Below are 23,417 nucleotides of genomic sequence, written 5' to 3' on the forward strand. Positions count from 1 at the left end.
ATCGTCTCACCTGACGACTTATTAATAATAACATATTCATTTCATAATGTCAATATGTTTTTTAAAGTTTTTTAAAGTTTTCCAACCGATACATCGGCACTCTGAAAAATCTTTTCTAAAAGCAAACTTGCTTCTTAACTTTTTAATATCACCGTGTATTACAGTCCTTATATACACTGTATCTCTCAGCGACAAGTAATACTATACACTCTTTTTTATATAAAGGTCAATAGTTTTTTACTAGTTTTTTTGCATATACAAATTGTAGATATATTTAAAATTTTCTAACTTTATTTTTAGATAAAAATTCTATTGAACTTTACATATTTGAATGTTATTATAAATATGAAAACTATAGATAATAATTATTAATAGGAAATGATTATTATCATGATTAATATTGTATACAATAAACAGTATGCATTTTATATATCTCGCTACATATTTATATAGATATTAGCTATGCTATCTATTCATCTTATGTAAATTATATAGAATCCCTTTTATATTTGTAAAAGTGTAGCTTTACATCCTTTTATATTTGTAAAAGTATAACTTTGCATTTATAGGTATACCCTGCATATTATTCTTTTCAGATGACAAATAGCTTGCTATATGGCGATTAGAGATTGCCTGAAAATAAGACTATAAGAGTCTTACATGATAAACAACTTAGTTTATACTAGTTGCCAAGATAAAATAACTTCTCTATACACAAACTTGGCAATTTAATATAAAACCACAACAAACACACTAATATACTTTTATTTAAGGAGGTTATTATTATGACTGCTTGGAAAGATTTTAAAAAAGGAAACTGGTCTGAAAACATTGATGTACTAGACTTCATCAACCTAAACTACTCTCAGTACGAAGGTGACGCTGAATTCTTGGAAGGGCCTACTGAAAACACAAAGAAACTTTGGGATGAATTAACATTCCTATTTAAAAAAGAAAGAGATAATGGTGGCACTCTTGATGTAGACGTGGATACAATATCAGGTATCGATGCCTATGCTCCAGGATATATAGATAAGGACCTAGAAAAAATCGTTGGTCTACAGACAGATGCTCCTCTTAAGAGAGCTATAATGCCTTATGGTGGTATAAGAATGGTAGAAAATTCTTGTGACGCTTATGGATTCAAGCTAAATCCAGAAATCAAAGAAATCTTCACTAAATATAGAAAGACTCACAACCAGGGTGTGTTCGATGTATATACTGAAGAAATGAGGAATGCAAGAAAAGCTGGTATCATAACAGGTCTTCCAGATGCCTATGGTAGAGGTAGAATCATAGGAGACTACAGAAGAGTTGCCCTATATGGTGTAGACTTCCTAATAGAAAAGAAGAAGGAAGAAAAATTATCTCTTGCCAATGAACCTATGACAGAAGATACAATTAGACTAAGAGAAGAAATTGCAGAACAGATATTAGCCCTTAATAAGCTAAAGAATATGGCAAACTCATACGGAATAGATATTTCTGGCCCTGCGACAAATGCACAGGAAGCAGTTCAGTGGCTATACTTTGCTTACCTTGCAGCTATAAAGGACCAGAACGGTGCTGCCATGTCAATCGGTAGAACTTCTACATTCCTAGATATCTACATTGAAAGAGACCTAGCAAATGGTACTATTACTGAAAAGGAAGCCCAGGAGCTAATCGACCACTACGTAATGAAGTTAAGACTTGTAAAGTTCCTTAGAACTCCAGAATACAATGACCTATTCTCAGGAGACCCAACTTGGGTAACAGAATCAATAGCAGGTATGAACTCTGATGGTAGATCTTGGGTAACTAAGAACTCATTCAGAATCCTAAATACCCTATACAACATAGGACCTTCACCAGAACCAAACCTAACAGTACTTTGGTCTACAAAGTTACCACAGGGATTCAAGGACTTCTGCTCAAAGGTATCAATAGACACTAGTTCAGTCCAGTACGAAAACGACGACCTAATGCAGGACTTCACAGGAGACGACTACGGTATAGCTTGTTGTGTATCTGCCATGAGACTTGGAAAGCAGATGCAGTTCTTCGGAGCAAGAGTCAACCTAGCTAAGACACTACTATACTCTATCAACGGTGGTATAGACGAAAAGTCAGGAGTCCAAGTAGGACCAGCACAGGCACCACTAAAGGACGAAGTGCTAGACTATGAAACAGTTAGAGCTAGATTTGAAGAATATTCAGAATGGCTAGCTGGCCTATACGTAAACACACTAAATGTAATCCACTACATGCATGACAAGTATTCATACGAGTCACTAGAAATGGCCCTTCACGACAAGGACGTATTTAGGACAATGGCTTGTGGTATAGCAGGATTATCAGTGTGCGCTGACTCACTTTCAGCTATCAAGTACGCTAAGGTTAAGCCAATCAGAAATGAAGAAGGAATAGTAGTAGACTTTGAAACTGAGGGTGAATTCCCAATGTACGGTAACAACGATGACAGAGTTGACGAAATAGCCGTTGAACTTGTAAGAGGATTCATGAACAAGATCAGAAAGCACAAGACATACAGAAATGCTACACATACTCAGTCAGTACTTACAATAACTTCAAACGTTGTATACGGTAAGAAGACAGGTAACACTCCAGACGGTAGAAAGGCCGGAGAACCATTTGCACCAGGTGCCAACCCAATGCATGGTAGAGATTCACACGGAGCCCTTGCTTCCCTATCATCAGTAGCCAAGCTACCATATGAAGAATCACAGGATGGTATCTCTAATACCTTCTCAATAGTGCCAGCTGCCCTAGGAAAGTCAATGGATGAAAGAGTAAAGAACCTATCATCTATGATGGACGGATACTTCACTCAGAAGGCCCAGCACTTAAACGTAAACGTACTAGACAGAGAAACTCTTCTAGATGCAATGGAAAATCCAGAAAACTACCCACAGCTAACAATCAGGGTATCAGGATACGCTGTAAACTTCATCAAGCTAACAAGAGAACAGCAGATGGACGTTATAAACAGAACATTCCACGGAAAAATGGCCTAGTCCACCCCAACAAAATAATATATAATACAGTAGGGGGCTAATCAGCTCCCTATTGATATTTGGAGGTATAAAATGACAAAAGGAAGAATACACTCATACGAAACATTTGGCACAGTAGATGGCCCAGGCATAAGATTTGTCTTATTTACACAAGGTTGCCCCCTAAGATGTAGGTTTTGCCACAATAGAGATACGTGGGAAACTGGTATCGGAACAGAAATGACACCTGATGAGGTTATAGATGAATACATGAAATACAAAACATACTACGAAACATCAGGAGGAGGCATAACTGTATCAGGTGGCGAGGCAAGCCTACAAGCAGACTTTGTCACAGAGGTATTTAGGCTAGCCAAGAAAAATGGAGTCCATACCTGTCTTGATACTAGTGGATTTGTAGAGATAGACAAAATAAAAGAATTGCTAGACTATACAGACCTTGTCTTACTAGACCTAAAACATATGGACCCTGAAAGATCAAAGTGGCTAACAGGAGCCAGTTCAGAAAAGGCCATGCAGCTTGCTAGATACTTAGACGAAAGAAATATCCCTGTTTGGTTAAGACACGTCCTGATACCAGGTATTACTGATTCAAGGGAAAACCTAGAACTTATGGCAGATTTCACAGCCAGCCTAAACAATGTCGATAGGTTTGAATTTCTTCCTTACCATGTCATGGGTGTACCTAAGTGGGAACAGCTAGGACTAGAATACAGCCTTAAGGATGTTGAACCTGCAACAAAGGATGATGTTGAAAAGGCCAAGAAGGTCTTTTTGGACATGGGTGTGGATAGGTTTGTATAGATGATAGCATAGGAGGTTATCATGGATACAATCAAAGAAAAGAAAAAGGAGTATTTCCACGAATACTATAGGAAGTGGATCTATATTTACAAGGAAGGTGCAATCAGAAAGGTAACTATGAACAAATACCTTATGACCCATTCATGGTTGGAACGCCTGGTCCCAAACCTTAAGGTATGTGAATTGACTAGAATTGAATACCAAAAACTAATCAACAACTATGCTCTATATCACGAAAGGCAGACTACTATGGATTTCCACCACCAATTAAAATCCTCTATCTTAGATGCTGTTGATGAAGGTCTTATAGATAGGGATCCAACAAGAAAAGTAATAATAAAGGGAAAACCACCAAGAATAAAAAAGCAGAAGTACCTAAATCAGTATGAGCTTCACAAACTATTAGACTGCTTAAAATTAGATGAATCTATTAGTTGGGACTGGTTTATAATGTTAGTAGCAAAAACAGGTATGAGATTTTCCGAAGCTCTCGGTCTGACTCCAAACGACTTTGATTTTTCTAGACAGGTATTATCTATAAATAAAACTTGGAATTACAAGGAAAAAGGTGGCTTCCTTCCAACCAAAAATAGATCATCTGTAAGGAAAATACATCTAGATTGGCAAACTATCATACAGTTTTCACAATTACTAAAAAATTTACCCAAGGATGAACCAATATTCACTATTAATAAAGATGTAGTGTACAACTCGACTGTCAACGCAATTCTTAAAAGAAGGTGTAATGAAGCTAACATACCAGTAGTTTCTATACATGGCCTGAGACATACACACGCATCTTTATTACTATTTGCGGGGGTATCTACAGCTAGTGTTGCCAGAAGACTTGGCCATTCATCTATGGCAACTACTCAAAAAACCTACCTACACATCATTCATGAATTAGAAAACAAAGACCTAGATCTGGTTATGAGATCTCTATCCGGACTTACATAAAAAATGCTACCCTAATAATGATGTACTAAAGTAAGCTACACTTTAATAGTGAGACAGTTTCTGCTGCCTCGCTATTTTTCAGAAGACCTTTTGTCTACTCATGTATAAGTAATACTCCAAAGTTTTTATCAGGATTAGTTGGTACCTTATTCTTCTTTACTTCAATCTTTGCTGATGACAAGGTTGACATCTCAAATATAGCAACTCTACAAGCCAATGTTTCAGATATATTTTTCATCATGGTGAATTTTTGAGAACCCGTCAAGCAATAATCACCTTCATTATTTTCACCCTTCAATGCCTTCTCATCCAAAATACTTTTCAATTCTATTGTAAGCGAAGGAATTCTTTGGAATATCTTATAATTAGGTGTTTTATTATCATTTGTAAATGATTTTATTGGTAATATTATATATACGCTGGTGAAGGGTAATTAGGTTGTCAAGCATATCCAAATGCTTACCTATTTTGTGTTGCTCCTCAATAGATGGAAGTGCTATTGAACACATACATAACTTGTCATAGTAAAAGTACAGACGCACTCCACCTTCTTGATATTTCTCAATCATTTTCTGAAAAGCAGCACTCTTAAACCAATGCCACAGGAACCTATCGTCCACATCAGCCGTTGTCTTAAAAACCTCGTATAGTGAGCTTACAATCACACTTTTATCAAGATTTTGGTATCCGATAGAACCAACATTTATTCTTGCAGGATTGTATGCAAACGAGTTTGGAGAAACAATATAATACATTGTTTTGTCAGCTTCACGCATAGTTCCACCATTCTCAAATTGCTCATTTTGTGGAACAAATCCGTTCTCATTTGTGATGGAATAACTTTCAAAAGGAAGATTATCCCTGTTCTTTTCTCCTGCTAAAAAAGTGATTTCTGTAAACTTACGCTGTTCCCAAGTTCTTGTTTTTATACATTTTCATTTAAAAATACGTATTTTTAGTTGTTTTTTATTTAAAACATATAAAGACACTTACGCTGGTGAAGGGTAATAAGGTTATCGATGTTGGCAAAGTATTGACCAATTTTCTCTTGTTCATCTGCACTTTTGGGTAACAATGCCTTAAACTTCGCAAATGTTGAAATCCAATGTCGCCCGTGACTAACGGGTACAAATCCGATATTTTGCAAAACATTGTAGGCACAATGTATATTGTCGTTTGGGTTATTTAGAGTAAGTAATTTCATCGCAGAACTCTTTACTTTAAAGGGAAAATCCACATAATGCGATGATGTTGTAAAATCATCAAAAATGATTACGGGACTTTCTTCACACGCTTGTTTTATTCCAAACTGTTCATCGGTATAACCTAAAATAAAACTTTGCCCTGCCGTCAAAACGGGTATTTCATTTTTATCGTCATACTCTGTGCTTTCAACAATATAGTCTTGCGGTTGCTCGTATTTGAACATTTCCCCCAACTTACGCTGTTCCCAATAATTAAGGAGCAGTTTCCTGCTCCTTAATAAATTAAAATATACTTACAGTATTTTCAATTACAAATTGAAATCCAATTAAACTAGCCTTAGAAATAAATTTTAAGCAGATCATATATTGTTGTTTACTCTTAACTACACTTCTAACCCTAGTATTCTAAGCTGTTCCATTATCTCAGATTCCAACTTAGCTATTTCCTTGTTATCTTCTTCAATCAATTTAGAAACAGCTATTAGGTCAACTGGTTCCTCTTCTTCAAATGTATCAACGTACCTAGGAATATTTAGGTTGTAGTCATTTTCCTTGACTTCATCAAGGCTTGCAACATACGAATACTTGTCTATAGCTTTTCTATACCTATAAGTAGATACAATCTTGTCTATAAATTCATCAGTTAGGGTATTTTGGTTCTTTCCCTTTACAAAATCACTACTAGCATCTATAAACAATACATCGCTCACTCCTCTGGCAGTCCTATCCTTTTTGAATACTAATATTGTTGTAGGTATACTCGTACCATAGAACAAGTTGGCTGGAAGTCCTATTACAGCATCAAGATAGTTGTCTTTTTCGATTAAGGTCTTTCTAATTACACCCTCTGCGGCCCCTCTAAATAGGACTCCATGTGGTAATACTATAGCCATTGTACCATCTTCCTTTAGGTGGTAAACACTATGAAGTATAAAGGCAAAGTCTGCCTTTGATGCTGGTGCTAGTTTCCCGTATCCATTGAATCTTGGGTCTTTTATCTTTCTTTCGTTGTTATCCCACTTTGCAGAATAGGGTGGGTTTGCAACTACTGCATCAAACCATTTTGGTTCCATTTTACCATTCTTGTCAGTGTCAATTGGCCAGTCCTCTTCAAGAGTATCGCCATTTTTTAGCGACATATTTTTATACTCAACGCCATGCATCATCAGGTTCATCCTTGCAAGGTTGTAGGTAGTAGTATTTAACTCCTGTCCATAAAAGTCCATAGCACCTACCCTATCTCCACCTGGCAACTCATCCCTGACAGTCAGTAGTAGAGACCCTGACCCCATAGTTGGATCATATAGATTAAAAGTCTTCTTACTAGCTACTCTACCTGTAGTCACTATCTTTGCCAATATCTGGCTGACCTGGTGAGGTGTGTAGAACTCTCCGCCCTTCTTACCAGCACTAGCTGCAAATTGTCCAATTAGGTATTCGTAAATCTCTCCTAGTATGTCTTTGCCATCTTCACCCTTGTATTCTACTTCATCAACTAGTTTTACAATGTTGTTAAGCGACCTAGCCCTTGCTGTTGCACTTGCACCAAGCTTTGAATCACCTAGGTTGATATCGTTGAAAACACCTGAGAAGTCTTCCTCTGCCCTCTCATTTATCCTGGCATTGTTGTTGAAATTATCCAGTAGCTTTTGGTAATCACTAGGTACTATCTTACCCTCATCAATTTTATTGCATAGACTCTCCCAAGTGTCATCTGGGTATATGGCATATCCTAATTCATCAGCAATATCCTTGATAAATGTATCTAAATCACCTGCCGAATCTCTCTTGTATACCTCGTTGTTAGACATACCATCTTCAGAATCTATGATACCATACTCAACCATGTAGTTTTCCTGATGTTCTGATAAGTATCTATAAAACATAAAAGCTAGTATGTAGTTTTTGAACTCAGAAGCATCCATGTTGCCTCTCAGTTCGTTGGCCATAGCCCAAAGTTTACTCGTAATTGATTGTACTTTATTGTCCATTTTTAGTTTCCTTTCTTAATTGTTTATACAAACATCTGCTGAAGCAGACCTTTTTTAAGTTCTTTTAGGTGGTTTAGTTTACGCTGATGAAGGGTGATAAGGTGGTCGAGGTTGGTAAAGTATTGTCCTATTACCGCTTGTTCGTTTTCGCTAGGAACCATTATTGTCTGATTCAAAAATTCCGGAATAACCAGTTCATTCATCATAGTCCCAGCTTTTGTAGAATTGACAAGTATTCTCCTCATGACAGATTCAGAATGTATATATTGCTTCCAAAAATTAACCGGCATTTCATTCAATGGTCTTAAAGTACTGAATCTTGGCGACATTATGCCTGTTCCAATATCATTCACAACGAATCTTCCAAAATGAAATTGTTTATTTGTATGGCCTTCAAAAGCAATATCCCCTACTCTAAGCACTTTGTAGGTAGACAATGAGCTTTCCGATGCACCATTGCCATCATCTTTGTAACTCATCGTTGCAACAGATATGGTTTTATCGTATCCTATTAGATTTTCGTTTCTTTCAGTATTGCGTTGATATAATTTCCCTAACTTACGCTGTTCCCAATCTTCTGTGAATCCAGGAAACCTTAGTTCTGGAACTTTTTCATTATTTTTAGGAAACATTTTTTGAAGTAGCCCTTTTTTCATTTCCTTCAAGTCTTCCAACTTACGCTGATGAAGGGTAATTAGGTTGTCTATAAATTTAAAAAAGGTTGAAATTTGTTTTTGTTCATTAATTTCTGGTAACCTAATTTCTGTTTTTAGAATATTATTGTTATATAATCTTTTAATCGTACTACCTTCAATTCCATTCCACTTAATACACTCATATACGTACTTCAAAAAACTATCTAACAACCTTGAATCGTGTTTCAACCATACAATATTGGAATCTTGAAAATACTCGTCTCTACCAGTGAATTCGACAGTTCTCCCTATAGTTCCTGAAGCAGAAATTAATATAGCCCCCTTTTCAGGATACGGATATTTCTTCTTGTATTCCTCGAATAATTCTCTAGAAATAAAAGCATCAGCTTCTCCTCCGAATGTACCAATTTTGAAAAAAGGAACATCACCTTCATCAAAAGTTTGTTCTTTAAATATTCGCTTACACATACCAACATTCCCTAATTCTCCCAACTTACGCTGTTCCCAATCTTCCGTAAATCCAGGAAATCTCAGCTTAGGTACCCTTCTTTCTTCTTTCTTTTTTCCATTCATATAATTCACCCCCTTATCAATTCTTCAGTCCTGTATACAGTGTAACCTTCATAGGCATAAGATGCATCTATGCCCTTCATGTATATTCCCCTATCATCGACCCTGTCAGTCAGAGCCTTTTCAATAATATACTTTATCTCCAAGTCTTTAATAGGACTTCTTTCCATAGCCATCAAGTAGTCTTCTTTATCAACCTTTGACCAGTCTACTACCCTGCCAATAGAATTTTTCAATATGCAATCTAACCAAATTCTCATAGACCTACCATTACCTTCTCTAAATGGATGGGCGACATTCATCTCTACATATTTCTCAATTATCTGGTCAAAGTTATCTTGGGGCATATTATCTATTTTCCTTAATGCATCATCTAAGTACAGTACTGGAGCAAATCTAAAATTTCCCTTTGATATATTTACACTTCTTATCTGGCCTGCAAATTCATAAATATCCTCAAACAGATATTTATGAATCTCAGCTAGACCATTAAATGTACCCACTTCAAATTGTCCTATTATTTTATTTTCAAACAGGCCGACCGCCTTCTCCTTGCTCATCTTTTCCTCTACCCTCTCAAGTTCAGATGAGCTTGTAATGTTTAATTTATTTTCTAAAACCATCTATTCACCTACAATCTCATCAGCCAAATTTAATAGAGCTTCTTTAAAACTAGTTCTGTATCTAGATCTTGACATTTCTTTTACTTCTTTTTCATATGCCATCTGCCCGTAAATCTTTACAGACTTCTTTAGTATTTCAGATACTTGATTGCCATCATTTAAGTCATTTTCTCCTAACTCATGATTCATTACCAAGTCTCTAATATCACTTGGAGATATCAGGTCTACTATACCCCACTTGATCCTAAAGTCAAGTAACTTCTTATCTACATTGACAATACTCGCTTCCTTTATTACCCTAGATGCTACCCCTGGCTCTGCCGGATACTTAAAGTTCATATCTGGTGTTGGATATTCACCATTGACGATAGCATCAGCCGCATCATTAATTTCCTTAGCACGTTTTCTATCCACCAGTGTATCTGTGAACTTTTCAATGTTCTTTCTTGTTTCCTTGGCTTCTTCAATCTTCTTCTCATGCACCTTGTTCAATAAGTCTGCTACTAGTTCATTTAGGTAGTCGTAGTTAACCCTTATTTCCTTTACATGGGTCATTTTTAACTCCAACTGATATATTGGTACTTCCTTGATATCTGCAAGTTCTTTTCTTAGTTTTTTTGATAGGTGGGTAGTAAGCGTCTGCTCCTGGTCTGGTGTCATACCTAGTGCATATATTAAATCATCTGGCCTATCATAATCAAAGCCTATTGATTCTCCTGATTCATCCTTTTCAGGGTCATACTGCTTTAACTTTGCCATACCTATATTATATTTCATCAATAGGTGATACATCTCTTCCTTGTCTTTTTCTAATGGTGGTGTGTCTACAAAGCTATCTGTTAGATTGTCTAATCTAGATACTATTTTGCTTACCTCTCCAAAGATGGTTTTGAACTTTTCAGCTATTATTCCTGGCTCTACTGGATCCACAATTTTCTTTTTCAAGTCAGCAGATGACTTTTCCGCATATATAGCCAATGCATCATTCATCAGTTTTTCATTCTGCTTTGGCCACCTGTAGTTGATTACTCTTCCCCAAGGCTTGTCCTGCATATTGTGAACTCTATTCGTCCTTGAATATGCCTGGATAAGCCCCGCTCCCTTAAGTGTTCTGTCTACATATAGGGTATTCATCTGTGGAGCGTCAAATCCTGTCAAGAGCTGGTCTACTACTATTACTAGGTCAAGGTTATTGTCATCATGACTAGCTTTTTTCAGTCTAGTAGCTACATCTTCAGTGTATAGGTTGACTGTAGTCATATCAAATTCAGTGCCAAATTCCTTGTTATAGCTGTCTATTATTCTTTCTAGGCTTTCGTTAGTATTTACCATTACATCATTGTTAGTAGTATTCAGGCTAAACGTTATTGCAACCTTTAGGGTAGGTAGGTTCTGACTTTTTCTTTCTTTATTTACCCTCTGGATTTCATCATAGTACATGATAGCCATCGGAATGGATGCCTTATTACCACCTACATGTGTAGTTAAGAGGGCATTGTACTTGCCATCATTAGACCTATTCCTCCAATTTTTAAATATATCTTCGACAACTAGTTTTATATGGTCAATATTTTCATCGTAAAAACTAGGCTCTATCTCATCATCCATGTCTTCTATAGTCATATTATCTATCTTGTTCTTTATCTGCCAGTCCTGCCAGTCTGGGTACCTATTGGCATAGAAAGATGGTAGGTACTTTTCCTTCATTTCAGTTTCATCTATCGTAGTCTGAAAATCTACCTTAAACCCTAGAACATTCTTATCTGCTATAGCATCCCTTATAGTATAGGCATGTAGGAGCTTACCAAATATATCTTCAGTCCTTAGTCCCTTTGTAGTCTTGTCAAACATCGGTGTACCCGTATAGCCTAGCCAGGCCCCCTTTGGAAAGGCCTTTTGTACCATATCAAACCCTTCTCCAGCTGTTGACCTGTGGGCTTCATCTACTATGAATAGTATATTTTTGTTCGGTGCCTTGAATAACTTTCTCTTTACTAGGGTCTGGAGCTTTTGGACTGAAGTTATTATGATTCCTCCACCTTTTTTTTCTAGTTGCTTTTTTAATGCTCCCGTATTTTTAGTGTCTGATATGCTACCATATATTTCTAGTTCACTCGTTTCAAAATTTGGATCATATGCCATATAAGAGTCTACTGTCTGTTTTGTTAGGGCAATCCTATCTACTACAAAGACAACCTTGTCTACATTCGCTAGTCTATTTGCCAGCCATGCAGTTTTAAAACTCGTAATAGTTTTACCTGAACCTGTTGTATGCCAAATATAACCTAGCTTGTTATCACCCATATCGAAATGAGTCTTTCTAATCTTTTCTATGGCTTCCTGGGTAGCATATACCTGATAGGACCTCATAACCTTTAGAGATTCCTTGTTTTTTGTGCCGTCCAGTATCATATAGTTTGTAGACATCTGGTGGGCCATCGGTATAGTCAACAAGGCATCAGAGAATTTTTTCCAGTCATTTACTGGCTTATTATCCTTGTCTTTCCAATAAAAGGAAAAGTCCTTGTTAAACTTGTCTGCTGTCGTATTCGCCATATATTTACATTCTACCGGTGTCATTGCAACCAAGAGTTGGACAGTAGAGAATATGTCTGAATACTGGTTTTCTATTATGTACTGGTGCATCTGGTTTAGGGCAAAGTCCGCTGGTATTGCCGCTACTTTTTCTTCTATCTGCACTATTGGTAGTCCGTTTATTAGGAGGGTTGTATCAAACCTCCTGTCCTTTTTTCCAGGTATCTTCGACGGTCTTTCGATTTGATTTACTACTTGGTATACAGTATTTCCACCAGCTATTTTATCTTGGTTGAAGACTTCTAGTGTCACAAATTTTCCCGTATCTAGGTAAAATTGAATTTGACAAACTCCATTCATACCAAACAAAAATTGCCCTGCTTCGTATGGTGTGCTCAACTTGCAAATTTCCCTTTTTACATTTTCAAACTCTGAATCTGACAACTTCTTGTTGTCAAGTGCCCCAGGATTATGACTCTCCAAAATAGCCTTGAAGTTCTGCCATAGGTCTTCAGTTGTCTTGATATTAGGCATATAGGTCCAAAGGTCACTGGTATTTGACAGGTATATGTCCAACCCATCCGATACCAGACTAGATTCTGTCCCCTTGCTAGCCTTATAGATTAGATTCTTCTTTTCTTTGTTGAGCTTGTCATTCTCTTCCTTTTCATATACAAATGACTTGGATTTTAGACCACCACTTAGACGATCAATTAATTTACATTCAAATTCTGTCTCGTTCATACTGCCTCCTTCTTCTCACACAATTCTAAACCTATCCATTTATTAATTAAAATTTTTATTATTTACCGTCTATCTTTTTAATACTATTAAATATTACTCTATCATTCTTTTTTACCTTTTATACTATTTTACTTTTGATAATTCACCTAATACTAATTTCTCCTGACTAGATGCTACTCGTGCCCTTAGTGCCGACAATTTCTTTTGCTTAACGTATACCTGACCAATTATTTTCTGCCTTTCTATACTTGGTAGTTCTCTTATCTCCAAATCTTTAACTTGTTTTTGACTATATTTTAAGACTTTAGATCCCTGAAGGCCTATCATTAGTTGTCTCTTTATATCTTGGGACTCATTTATGATATATAGCAAATAAGATTTGTCTATTTTATGACCTGGCTCCAGCACTATATAGTTTTGAGTGCATACTTTGCCAGCGTTTTCCTCACTAACAAAGGCACCACTTGCAGATATCAAACTAAACACTAAATCACCTTCATTCAGGACCACAAGATTATCAAATGTCCTCACCACTTTTTCCGCTTGATCACTAGACCTAGAACCTATCCCTGCCAAGTCATCAGCCAAATCAAATTGGTTATAAAATGTATAACAAGGTGCATCCACCTTGTCGGTTTCAATTATCCTAAACTGGGGACTACCACTTTTTACCCCCACCAATTTATCCAGTTTAATCGTTTTTTTCAAGTTATCACCCTATTTCATATTATTTTTGTTTCATTTGTACTAACCTTTGATATCATATGAATTCATTTTAATTTCTTGGTTGCTACAACTTTAGTTTTATTTTTACTCAGTAAATAAACATCATTCAAATTTTGTAATTTATATAAATTACTATATTATATATTATAGATCTTTATGGAAAAAATGTCAATAGATATCCCTATATATTTTTGTAATTTTTAAAAATCACATTAAATTATGTGTTATGTGATGCCTTAGAACCAACAAATACTTCATACTCTTTAATCACTATAAGATAAAAAGCTGACCTTTTGGGTCAGCTTTTTGACTTATATATTATCAAATTTAAAATCTTCATCCTCAAGGTCTTCATAGATGCCCTTCTGGTATCCATTACCCTTAGTTGAGAAAAAGTCATGGGTCTTTGTCTCAGTAGACAAACCATTTAGGACTATGGCATTGACCGGTTCTACCTTGTAGAACTCTTCAAAGCCTAGGTTAACTAGGGCTGAGTTTGCATTGTACCTTAGGAAATTTATAACCTGGTCCTCTAGGCCTAGTCCTTCATAAAGCATCCTTGTGTACTTCTCCTCATTTTCCATAAGCTCCTTCAAAAGTCTATAGACAGCATCCTTCAACTCATTTCTATCATCATAAGAAAACTCTCTAAGCTTTTCCTGGGCTAAGAGGCCTATATACTTGCCATGTAGCGATTCATCTCTCAGGATAAGCGATATAATCTCTCCACTTGCTATCATCTTTCCTTGACCAGCTAGATATAGGGGAAAGAAAAATCCACTATAGAATAAAAATGACTCTAGAAATACACTTGTAGCCATAGACATGTATAGACTCTTTGGATCTTCTACATTCTTGTACTGCCTCAAGACTATCTTAGCCTTGTTCTGTAGTAGTGGTTCTTCCTCGATCCACAAGAATAGGTCATCAATCTCATGCTTTGATAGCAAGGTTGTAAAAATACTTGAGTAAGACTTGGCATGGATTTCTTCCATTGTACCCATAAATGACAGGACTGCCTTTCTCTGAAAGTTCTCAGTAAGATCCATCATTGATGGTATACCGTCATTTCCCTGTTTCGTATCAAGTAGGGTAAGACCTGCAAGGACTCTCTTATACAGGATCCTCTCTGATTCTGTAAGTTCAGCCCAGCTAGGTATATCCTTTGATATAGGCACCTCTTCTGGCAGCCAAAACTGCTTTACATTCTGGTCCCAAAAGGCCTGAGTGAAATCATCGTCCTCTGTATCCCAGTTTACAGCCTTATGGATAGAATTATTTATATTTTGTATTCTCTCTTCTCTAGTTAACTTTTTTTTACTCATCTCTTCCTCCAAAACTATACAGAACAAGACAGACACTCATTATTTAACTCCCTAAGCATCTTTGTCCTAGTATAATACAAACTCTTTAAGCCTTTCTTGTAGGCATATATATAGTACCTAGCTATATCCCTAGTAGTCTTGTCGTCTGTTACAAACAAGGTAGTGGATATCCCCTGGTCAACATGGTCCTGTACTGCTGCTACAACATCTATGACCTTTAGCATATCTGTATTGTAGGCTGATTTATAGAACAGTAGGTTCTCATTAGTCAAGAAAGGCATAGGGTAGATTGTTGTCGAATCCCCATAAATCCTCACTTCTATCTGCTCTGTTATAGGCATAACTGACGAAGTGGCATTCTGTACATATGATATAGACTGAGTTGGAGCTATAGCCATCAAGTAGGCATTGTATATACCAACCTCTTTGACTTGGTCAAGCAAGTCTTTCCAGTCTTCTTTCCTAGGTATCATCATGCCCTCAAATAAGGCCCTTACCTTGTCTGTTTTTGGTAGGTAGTCTATTTGATAGTACTTGCCTAATACATCTGAGGACTCTCCTTTTGAGTACTCAGATTTTTCAAAACCATCAAAAGTCTGTCCTTTTTCCTTGGCTATCTTCATAGATGTCTTGATTGCATGGTATCTCATCATAGCAAAGAAGACATTACAAAAATCTACCGCTTCATCAGAATCATATCTAATATTATTTTTCATTAAATAACCATGTAGGTTCATGGCCCCAAGTCCTACTGAATGAGACTTGTCGTTGCCGTTTTTAACTGTTGGTACTTCCTCTATATTAGTCCTATCGCTGACATCTGTCAAGAACCTTATAGCAACATCTATAGCATGACCCATTTCTTTGCCTTCCATGATATTGGCTATATTTAAAGATCCTAGGTTACAAGATATGTCCTGCCCCCACTGGCTGTTTTTTGAACCGTAGCCTTCTATATGAGATGGACTCTGATACTGGAAGATCTCACAACACAAGTTTGACATCCTTACCATGCCAAGCCCCTTTAGGGTGTGGTTTTTGTTGGCTGTATCTATATAGACTATATAAGGATAGCCTGATTCCATCTGTGTCGCAGCTATTCTAGTAAGTATTACCCTAGGATTGATCTCCTTCTTTCTGATGTCAGGATCGGCAACAAGCTTGTCGTACCACTCGTTCATATTCAGGTCATCAAGATGTAGGGCATATTTTTTGTAGATTGAATGAGGATAAAAGGCATAGCCGACCTCATTTTTTTCTGCCAACTTCATAAATACATCTGGTATTATAGCACCTATTGATAGGGTTGCCAATCTTACCCTTTCATCTGCATTGATCTTCTTAGTATCCATAAGGGCGTCAAAGTCTGCGTGAAGTACGTTTAAGTAGACTGCTCCTGCTCCCTGTCTAGCACCCATCTGGTTAAAATATGAGAAAGACTGCTCAAGCATCTTGGCAACTCCTACTACTCCACCACTGGCACCCTCTATGCCCTTGATTGACTCTCCTCTAGCCCTAAGTCTTGTAAGGTTAAGGGCTACACCACCACCTATTTTTGACAAGTGGTTGGCTGAAGCAACAGCATAAGAAATACCCTCACAAGAGTCCTCAACTGTAAGCAAGAAACAAGATACCAACTGACCCGCTCTCTTTCTTCCTAGGTTTAGGAATGTAGGTGTAGCAGGCTGAAATTCCTGTTTTATAAGTCTCTTAGCGACATCTTTTGCTACCCTAGTGTCACCACTTGCTATGGCTAGTGAACAAATAAGTATCTTATCCTCATAATTCTCTAGGATTTTTTTACCATCGTCAGTTTTAAGGGCATAATTTTCATAAAACTTGCTCGCACTCATATATGACATAAACTCAAAGCCAAAACTACATATGTACTTATATAATTCATCAATAAATTCCCTGCTGTACTTTTCTATTATTTCTTTTTCATAATATGCGTTTTCAACAAGATAATCTATCTTTTCAAGTTCACTAGCAAAATGCATAGTTCTTTCATATATGGAGTCTTTTAAGTAAAGGGCTAGGGCTTCCTTGTCCTTTTCAAGTTGGTACCTACCATGTTCATCCCTCACTATTACTTCGTTGTTTAGTTCAATATATTTTGTGTTAGCCATTATCCTTCTCCTTATAAATTCCAAAAATAAATCCGTTTATTTCTATTTATAAATCTCTAATTACAGACATAAATAGAATCTCTTTTCACCTTCTAATATATACCCAAGCACCTCGAATATATGCAATCACATTCCCTATTTTAGCACATATTAAAATCAATATACAGTATTGACAAGGCGTATATTTTATGTATCAATACTATATTTAGTATATGTAAATGCTATCATGGACTTATTGATACTACTTGTAGGTCAAAAAATAAACGTTGATAGGATCAACCACAACTTGGTGATCAAGGCTATCAACGTTATATATTACCTCTTATTTAATTTTAATCATATAGATTAATTTACCTACTAGTCATGTACTACTACAGGCATTCCCTCTTTAGCTAAATTGTATATCTGTGCTACCTTGCTGTAAGGAGTATTTATGCATCCATGAGACCCAGCATATAAGTATCTAGATCCACCATAAGCAGCCTGCCAACTAGAATCGTGGATACCTATATTTCCATTAAAAGGCATCCAGTAAGCAACTGGTGATGCATATCCCGGTCCTCTAAGAACTGCATTTCTTGTCTTATAGTTAAGTGGATAGATTCCAGTAGGTGTAGCATCTCCATTATATGGGTTACCAGATACTATAGGTGTTGATACTTGAACTTCACCACCCTTTACATACCACATATGCTGCTTAGACAAGTCTATTTCTATGAATTCATCTCCCATGTCATTCTTCTGTCTAGATACAGCTGTTTGAGAATATATAGGCTTCCTATTATTTACATTCTTTTTCTTTTCTATTATCTTGTATAGTTCATCAGTCTCTTTTTCCCTGTTGATCAACCAACCATATATACCACCGCTGACTTTTAACTTGCCACCAGTTGATGCTGACTGTATTTCTCTTGTATCTCCATATGTAGAATACTTTCTGCTAAGACCTCTTACAACTTCCCTAACCTTGTCCCTAGATAACTTGACATTGTATTCTCCCTCTTCATCAAGGTCGAACATAGATACTATATCCTGGCCAGGAATCTGGTGCTTTTCATATTCAAAGTCATATACAATCTTTGTATCTGCATAAGGCTTGATTGTAGCAACTGCCTTTTTTACCTTAGTAGAGTCTGCATTGTATTTTTGAGCCTTATAAACTGAATCTGGATAACTAGCCTTAGTCTTCTGGGCCAATATTGACTGATCTAAGAACTTGACAAGTTTTGATTTTATAGGAGTTGATCCCAACTCTCCCTTGTCTATTGTCACTTCCTTCTTAGATTCATCATATTTTGGAACAGCACTCTTAGGAGCTACTATCTTTTTCTTATCATTGATATGTAAGTCAGCAAGCTTAGAATCCAACTTATCCTTATCGTACTTTATATTCAACTTGCCATCATACTTATAGTCAGTAAAAAATGCAAGTGGCCAAGCTAGAGAGCCTTGGTCTTTTTTAATCTTACTTGCACTGTCATCCTTTACGAATTCAAGACCTATATCTGACCCCTTTATAGAATCTTTAACATTTTTTCTACCAGTTATATCTATAGAATATGACTCAGCATTTTTAGATGCTATATCTTCTACACTTGAAGGAGTCTTAAGACCTGCATCGATGCCATTTATCTTTGTATTTGGAAAATACCTGCCATTAAAAATAAAACATCCTACACCATATACTACGAGTATAAGTCCTAATAGTCCAAATAAAAACTTATTAAATCCTCCACCTCTTTTGCTATTCTCAGTAGCTATAATTCCGGTAGATTTACTTTCATTATTCATAATACTATTGCCTTCTTTCACTTTCTTATTTGAGTTTGATTTTTTATCTATTTTTTCTTTAATTGGTTCTTTATTTTCTTCTTTTTTGAATTCCTTATTATCAGTCTTTTTAGGCTTCTTTTTCTTTTCTGCATACTCGTATAAGTCATCAATCGTGGCCTTATTGACAGAGTCTACAGAATCCAACAACTTTGAAGTTTCATCTTTCTTATTATATTCCATAGCAACTATATCTCCATCTTTGTCATATAAATCCTTTTTGTGATTATTATCCTCTGCCTTATATGGTAGGTCAGACTCTAATTTACTATCTTGCTTTTCAGACCCTAGTTTCTTACCTTTGATATCAGAGTCAGCCTTGGCTTGCTTCCTAGATTCGGCAACTTTGACAACATCCTCAAAAGGAGCCTTCTCAATATGTATCTTTTTAATAGCATTGATATTATCCTCTTGACTCTCCTGAGTCTTTGTGTCCAAATTAGAATTAGGAATAATGCCACTTTCTTCGTCTTCAAGAGTTATGATATCATCAACAGTCATAAAACTAGAATCATCAATTCCGATTGACTTTTGTTTTTGCTTTCTTTCAAAATACATTCTCTCATCTTCAACCGAAACTATCTTGTCGGCAGTTATCGTCCTAGCTGATGAACTATTCACCATAACCTTGTTAGGATTGCCAATCCCAGTTTTAAGACTTTTGTCTAGTATATCCTTAACATTTTCCGGCCTATCTGCCAAGTCTTGTCTAAGCTTATCCTGATTAGATGGCTTTTTGTTTTCTATATTAATATCTATATTAGTATTTTGTCCCTGACCAGTCTTGCAGGATTTATCTATTAGAGGCTTCTTAGGAGCACTGCCATCTTTTTTAAACTTAAATACTTTTTTAGATTTCTTCATTTCCTTTTCAAGTTTTTTACGCTCTACTCTCGACATTCCCTCTATCCTTTCATAGTATTTTCGTGCCTGTATTTCATTAGTACAATTTTACACACGGTATTTCTTCTTCTGAAATTATTAAATACCTTAACCTATATTTCATTAGTACAATTTTGCACTATAACTAGTTTACCACAAAAGTCAAATATTACACCCCTAATTAACCAATTTGTTACAAATTTTATATATTTCAATTTCAATATTACAAGAATACTCTTCTATTTTACTTTATATCATTAAAAGAAAATAAATTTCTATATAAAAAAATCTGGGTATAGGCTTTATCCCCAGATTTTTTTCAATTAACTATCTTGATTCTAAAAAAGAAATCAAGTTGTTTACAGTAGCCATATCTTTTCTTTCAAGGTCAGTAGGCTGTAGGGAAATTCCCAACTTATCCTCTATACCTAGTAGAACTTCTATTATGGCCAATGAATCTAGCATCTCATTTTCAAACATGTCTAAATCCATATTATCTCTTATTTCGTCTGTATCTAATATTTCTTCAAATATTTCAATTACTTTTTCTTTAATGTCCATTATTGATCTCCCCCCTATTTAACTTCTTCAAGTATTTTATGTTAAAATCCTTTACTATAGCTTACTTATCACCCTATTATCTAGGTAAAAATTTCCAAATTCCTCCTGATGGTATATAGTAATTTAAAAATCCTGAGAATATCAGCATACCAAAGCAAACTATATGGAAGGTAACAAATATCTGTATTCCCTGATAAATTTTATTCTTTTTGTACTTTTTGTGTATCTTTGATGACTTGGTAAACATATCATTAAACACTAGCATCAAGCCTTGGTATATACCATATGCTATATAGTACCAAGTAAGCCCATGCCAAAATCCCATAGTAGTCATAGTTATCATCTGGGCTACATGAGATGCAGTGGCCCTCTTTTTAAACCTCTTTTTTCTCATAGAATCAAGGACAAACCTTGAGAATAGGTAGTCACCAAACCATCTTGAAAGAGATATATGCCATCTTGTCCAGAATTCCTTCATGTCCTTACTAAGAAACGGCTTGTCAAAGTTGTCCGGTGCGTGAACACCAAATATATAACTCGTTCCGACTGCAAGGTATGAGTATCCAGCGAAGTCAAAGAAAAGGTATAGTGTGTAGGCGTACATATAATTGATTATAGGTAGTATGCCTACATCCGGTTTTACCTTGCTGACCCAGAACATATGTAGGACTGTAGCTATGGCAAACTTGTACAAAAGACCCATAGCAATCTTTTTAAAACCTGGTAGCAGGTATTCGTCAATATATACCTGTCTAGGTATAGCAGTATTTATCTCTTCTTCAAACCTTCTAGACCTATCTATAGGTCCAGAGCTCAAACTCGGGAAGAACAAGATAAAGTAAATCATATCCAGTGGCTTGATAGACTTTATACTTCCATCATATATTTCTATTATTATCTGTATAGCCCTAAAACTCAGATAGGATATACCTATAAAGCCTATAGCTCCCATAGGAGTCTTTGGACTTATCTTGTTGATTAATAGGGGTAGCATAGCAGAAAACAAGAACAACCTATAAGTCCACTTATTCTTGCTATTTTGCCTGATCTTCATATATATAAGGATAGTGGCTACTTCCCATATCATAAATGCCAGGAGAACACCAAACTGAACATTTATACCCACTATTAGGTATATCATGAGACAGGTTATGGTCATGGCATAGTATTTTATTTTCTTGCCCATTAGGCCAAGCCCTATAGCAGGTATCATAGTTAGAAACAAGATATACATGTATAGGTATCCTTCATATTGCGAAAAAACCATCTTATCCTCCTATAGCACTTCTTCAGCTATCTTTTTTCTGTCTATCTTACCATTTGTATTCATAGGTAGCTGGTCCATAACTACAATTGATCTAGGTATCATATATTCAGGCAAAAACTGACCCAACTCTTTTTTAATTGCAATAGAGTTTTTCATGTTACCTAGGTCGTTTTTAACCTTTAGGGATACAACACCCTTTAAGAATGCTATTTTTTCATTCTTATATACAGGTAATACTACAGCATTTGATATGTTAGACAGCTTTCTAAGATTATTTTCTATATCTTCAATCTCAATTCTGTATCCATTTAACTTTATCTGGAAGTCTTTCCTGCCTGCATACTTTATATTCCCATCATCAAGAATCATGCCTAGGTCACCTGTCCTATATGCCCTTCTTGAAAGGTCTATATCTTCTGAATTATCCCCATCATAGTAGAATGCTTCCCTAGTCTTTTCTACATTCTTAAAATATCCCTTAGACACAGATGGACCTACTATAACGATCTCACCCTTTTGACCCTTGTCTAATGGCTTGCCCTCTTCATCGACTATCTTAATCTGACAATTAGGCATTGGAACTCCTACTGGTAGGGGTAGTCCAGAATTTAAATGGTCTTCATTTATAACTACATGGCTAATACCAACAGTTGCTTCAGTTGGTCCATAGCCATTTATTACCTCTGCTTTTGGAAGTCTCTCCTTAAGCTTTCTAGCAGTCTCAACGGGAAGGACTTCACCGATAAACAACATCTTCCTAAGCTTAGGTAGTAGGTCTTCATTGAATTCATCAGATGCTAGGCACATACCTGCAAAGGATGGTGTAGACACCCAAACCTCCATGTTGGACTTTTTCATTTCCTCAAGTAGTCCCTTAAAGTCAGAAATCAAGTCCTTAGGCAAACTATAAAGAGTTGCTCCATTGCATATGCCTGGATATAGCTGAGATACACTCAGGTCAAATGAATAGGCTGGCTGGTCCATAACCACTATCTCCTGACCATCTATACCAAGTATAGGGCTCATCCACTCTACAAAGGAATCCAGATTGTATGTAGATATCTGTACTCCCTTTGGCTTGCCTGTAGAACCAGAAGTAAATAAGATATATGAGTTATCATCACCATCTACCCACCTTTGCCTGTCTACTGGACATTTAAGCTTATCATCATCACTGTCTAATATCCCTACTAGGTCCTGCCTATTTATTATCTTTATTCCACTGTACTTTTCTAACTGCTTGGAATCTTCATAGAAGTATTCTCCATCTGAAAAATCAAATATAACCCTTGGCTCAACAGCTTCAACTACATCAGATACCCTCTGTTCTGGAAAACTTATGTCCATAGGTACATAGGCATTTCCTGTCTTTAGGGCAGCTATCATACATACTAGTATATATATATCTTTATTGGCATAAATAGCCACCGGTCTATCATCTATCTTGTTATTTATCATATAGTTGGCAAGTATATCGGACTTTTCATCAAGTTCCTTGTAAGATAGCTTCTCTCCCTTACAAACAACTGCCAACCTATCTGACTGCGAATATTTTTTTACGCATTCTACTATATTTATCATATATTTATTCATGC

17 protein-coding genes are annotated in these 23,417 nt (G+C 36.1%); 3 read left to right on the top strand and 14 right to left on the bottom strand.

The genetic code is table 11. The features are described from left to right. The first annotated feature begins 785 nt into the window (after nt 1-785). The 3 genes from pflB to HMPREF0631_RS06345 all read left to right on the top strand — a co-directional run bounded on the left by pflB (nt 786) and on the right by HMPREF0631_RS06345 (nt 4,778). Nucleotides 786-3,017 carry a formate C-acetyltransferase gene (pflB, locus tag HMPREF0631_RS06335; protein ID WP_002843988.1) on the top strand — a complete coding sequence of 744 codons (2,232 nt, stop codon included), beginning with the start codon at nt 786-788 and terminating at the stop codon, nt 3,015-3,017. Nucleotides 3,018-3,089: 72 nt separating this feature from the next. Continuing rightward, nucleotides 3,090-3,821, top strand: a complete 732-nt coding sequence (gene pflA / locus HMPREF0631_RS06340) for a pyruvate formate-lyase-activating protein (protein ID WP_002843982.1) — start codon at nt 3,090-3,092, stop codon at nt 3,819-3,821. Nucleotides 3,822-3,842: 21 nt separating this feature from the next. Continuing rightward, nucleotides 3,843-4,778 carry a site-specific integrase gene (locus HMPREF0631_RS06345; protein ID WP_002843985.1) on the top strand — a complete coding sequence of 312 codons (936 nt, stop codon included), beginning with the start codon at nt 3,843-3,845 and terminating at the stop codon, nt 4,776-4,778. 94 nt (nt 4,779-4,872) lie between these two features. On the opposite strand, the gene HMPREF0631_RS06350 is transcribed toward HMPREF0631_RS06345, so the two are convergent. The 14 genes from HMPREF0631_RS06350 to dltA all read right to left on the bottom strand — a co-directional run bounded on the left by HMPREF0631_RS06350 (nt 4,873) and on the right by dltA (nt 23,415). Beyond that, on the bottom strand, nt 4,873-5,190 hold the full coding sequence (locus tag HMPREF0631_RS06350) for an AAA family ATPase (protein WP_330360459.1): 318 nt from the start codon (nt 5,188-5,190) through the stop codon (nt 4,873-4,875). Continuing rightward, complete coding sequence (locus HMPREF0631_RS06355; RefSeq protein WP_002844012.1) at nt 5,159-5,554, bottom strand: restriction endonuclease subunit S; 396 nt, start codon at nt 5,552-5,554, stop codon at nt 5,159-5,161. The genes HMPREF0631_RS06350 and HMPREF0631_RS06355 overlap by 32 nt, the downstream gene beginning before the upstream one ends. Nucleotides 5,555-5,748: 194 nt before the next feature. Next, a complete protein-coding gene (locus tag HMPREF0631_RS06360) occupies nt 5,749-6,246 on the bottom strand; it encodes a restriction endonuclease subunit S (protein WP_330360460.1) in 498 nt (165 codons plus the stop codon). Between the two features lie 120 nt (nt 6,247-6,366). Continuing rightward, entirely contained in the window at nt 6,367-7,974 is a 1,608-nt protein-coding gene (locus HMPREF0631_RS06365) for a type I restriction-modification system subunit M (protein ID WP_002843979.1), read from the bottom strand. A gap of 23 nt (nt 7,975-7,997) precedes the next feature. After that, nucleotides 7,998-9,203 carry a restriction endonuclease subunit S gene (locus tag HMPREF0631_RS06370; RefSeq protein WP_002843998.1) on the bottom strand — a complete coding sequence of 402 codons (1,206 nt, stop codon included), beginning with the start codon at nt 9,201-9,203 and terminating at the stop codon, nt 7,998-8,000. A gap of 5 nt (nt 9,204-9,208) precedes the next feature. Beyond that, nucleotides 9,209-9,823: a protein adenylyltransferase Fic gene (gene fic, locus HMPREF0631_RS06375; RefSeq protein WP_002843975.1), complete on the bottom strand. Its 615-nt coding sequence runs from the start codon at nt 9,821-9,823 to the stop codon at nt 9,209-9,211. Next, complete coding sequence (locus HMPREF0631_RS06380; protein WP_002843989.1) at nt 9,824-13,102, bottom strand: type I restriction endonuclease subunit R; 3,279 nt, start codon at nt 13,100-13,102, stop codon at nt 9,824-9,826. A gap of 123 nt (nt 13,103-13,225) precedes the next feature. Beyond that, nucleotides 13,226-13,810, bottom strand: coding sequence for a restriction endonuclease subunit S domain-containing protein (locus tag HMPREF0631_RS06385; RefSeq protein WP_002844016.1), 585 nt, complete (start codon nt 13,808-13,810; stop codon nt 13,226-13,228). A gap of 329 nt (nt 13,811-14,139) precedes the next feature. After that, complete coding sequence (nrdF, locus tag HMPREF0631_RS06390; RefSeq protein WP_002843991.1) at nt 14,140-15,153, bottom strand: class 1b ribonucleoside-diphosphate reductase subunit beta; 1,014 nt, start codon at nt 15,151-15,153, stop codon at nt 14,140-14,142. A gap of 14 nt (nt 15,154-15,167) precedes the next feature. Beyond that, nucleotides 15,168-17,282, bottom strand: a complete 2,115-nt coding sequence (gene nrdE / locus HMPREF0631_RS06395; protein ID WP_002843995.1) for a class 1b ribonucleoside-diphosphate reductase subunit alpha — start codon at nt 17,280-17,282, stop codon at nt 15,168-15,170. Nucleotides 17,283-17,639: 357 nt separating this feature from the next. Continuing rightward, a complete protein-coding gene (locus HMPREF0631_RS06400) occupies nt 17,640-20,012 on the bottom strand; it encodes a L,D-transpeptidase family protein (RefSeq protein ID WP_002843984.1) in 2,373 nt (790 codons plus the stop codon). 309 nt (nt 20,013-20,321) lie between these two features. Next, complete coding sequence (gene dltC, locus HMPREF0631_RS06405) at nt 20,322-20,555, bottom strand: D-alanine--poly(phosphoribitol) ligase subunit DltC (RefSeq protein WP_002844013.1); 234 nt, start codon at nt 20,553-20,555, stop codon at nt 20,322-20,324. A gap of 76 nt (nt 20,556-20,631) precedes the next feature. Continuing rightward, on the bottom strand, nt 20,632-21,822 hold the full coding sequence (dltB, locus tag HMPREF0631_RS06410) for a D-alanyl-lipoteichoic acid biosynthesis protein DltB (protein ID WP_002844007.1): 1,191 nt from the start codon (nt 21,820-21,822) through the stop codon (nt 20,632-20,634). 9 nt (nt 21,823-21,831) lie between these two features. Further along, nucleotides 21,832-23,415: a D-alanine--poly(phosphoribitol) ligase subunit DltA gene (gene dltA, locus HMPREF0631_RS06415; RefSeq protein ID WP_002843986.1), complete on the bottom strand. Its 1,584-nt coding sequence runs from the start codon at nt 23,413-23,415 to the stop codon at nt 21,832-21,834. Nucleotides 23,416-23,417: the final 2 nt, after the last annotated feature.

This window comes from Peptostreptococcus anaerobius 653-L, assembly GCF_000178095.1.
GTDB classification, from domain to species: domain Bacteria; phylum Bacillota; class Clostridia; order Peptostreptococcales; family Peptostreptococcaceae; genus Peptostreptococcus; species Peptostreptococcus anaerobius.

What these genes read in the sequence shown, in the direction of transcription:
- pflB (WP_002843988.1), top strand. Translation starts at nt 786, where the DNA reads ATGACTGCTTGGAAAGATTTTAAAAAAGGAAACTGGTCTGAAAACATT.
- pflA (WP_002843982.1), top strand. Translation starts at nt 3,090, where the DNA reads ATGACAAAAGGAAGAATACACTCATACGAAACATTTGGCACAGTAGAT.
- HMPREF0631_RS06345 (WP_002843985.1), top strand. Translation starts at nt 3,843, where the DNA reads ATGGATACAATCAAAGAAAAGAAAAAGGAGTATTTCCACGAATACTAT.
- HMPREF0631_RS06355 (WP_002844012.1), bottom strand. Translation starts at nt 5,554, where the DNA reads ATGCGTGAAGCTGACAAAACAATGTATTATATTGTTTCTCCAAACTCG.
- HMPREF0631_RS06365 (WP_002843979.1), bottom strand. Translation starts at nt 7,974, where the DNA reads ATGGACAATAAAGTACAATCAATTACGAGTAAACTTTGGGCTATGGCC.
- HMPREF0631_RS06370 (WP_002843998.1), bottom strand. Translation starts at nt 9,203, where the DNA reads ATGAATGGAAAAAAGAAAGAAGAAAGAAGGGTACCTAAGCTGAGATTT.
- fic (WP_002843975.1), bottom strand. Translation starts at nt 9,823, where the DNA reads ATGGTTTTAGAAAATAAATTAAACATTACAAGCTCATCTGAACTTGAG.
- HMPREF0631_RS06380 (WP_002843989.1), bottom strand. Translation starts at nt 13,102, where the DNA reads ATGAACGAGACAGAATTTGAATGTAAATTAATTGATCGTCTAAGTGGT.
- nrdF (WP_002843991.1), bottom strand. Translation starts at nt 15,153, where the DNA reads ATGAGTAAAAAAAAGTTAACTAGAGAAGAGAGAATACAAAATATAAAT.
- nrdE (WP_002843995.1), bottom strand. Translation starts at nt 17,282, where the DNA reads ATGGCTAACACAAAATATATTGAACTAAACAACGAAGTAATAGTGAGG.
- HMPREF0631_RS06400 (WP_002843984.1), bottom strand. Translation starts at nt 20,012, where the DNA reads ATGTCGAGAGTAGAGCGTAAAAAACTTGAAAAGGAAATGAAGAAATCT.
- dltC (WP_002844013.1), bottom strand. Translation starts at nt 20,555, where the DNA reads ATGGACATTAAAGAAAAAGTAATTGAAATATTTGAAGAAATATTAGAT.
- dltB (WP_002844007.1), bottom strand. Translation starts at nt 21,822, where the DNA reads ATGGTTTTTTCGCAATATGAAGGATACCTATACATGTATATCTTGTTT.
- dltA (WP_002843986.1), bottom strand. Translation starts at nt 23,415, where the DNA reads ATGAATAAATATATGATAAATATAGTAGAATGCGTAAAAAAATATTCG.